This window comes from Citrobacter sp. GW821-FHT07H02, assembly GCF_059418505.1.
Window position 1 is genome coordinate 1 of record NZ_JBWKPZ010000040.1, and the last position, 529, is coordinate 529.

Below are 529 nucleotides of genomic sequence, written 5' to 3' on the forward strand. Positions count from 1 at the left end.
AAAAAAAAACCCAAAATAAATACTGAAACTCTCATCTGGATGTTCCACTACCTGTTGAGCTGCTTCCTTTAGACGACAAATCAAAACCTCCGATTGTAACCTTTACATCTTTACGTTTAGGTGGAGTTTCTTGAACTCCCGGTGCTGAGTTGAATTGGCGTTGACTCCAACTACGGCAAATATCATCATATCCGTAATAACCGTGCTCTCCTATTTGAGCTTTCATGACTTTATCAAAAGCATCATCCTGTTCCTTTGTTGTTTTTTTATATACTTCAATTTTTCCACCATGTTTCATATCATTATACACCTCACCATGAGGAAAAGAGCCCATGGCATAGCTGTATGAATTATAACTGCCATCAGGCGTACCCACATTTATACTTTGATGCAGTGCTGGCTCATCTGGACCTTGATCTTCAATCCAAATATCCAGCCCTATTGGATCAACAAAACCAATCGGATCATTATAAACATAAGAGTATAGATTCCATCCCCCCACTACTCCAATCGGATCCTGCGTAATATA

At 39.1% G+C, this 529-nt stretch carries 1 protein-coding gene; it reads right to left on the reverse strand.

Annotated elements, in window-relative coordinates; genetic code table 11:
* Positions 1-31: 31 nt before the first annotated feature.
* The coding region (locus AC07NP_RS21805; protein WP_494661706.1) for an RHS repeat-associated core domain-containing protein at positions 32-529 on the reverse strand (498 nt) is incomplete at its 5' end.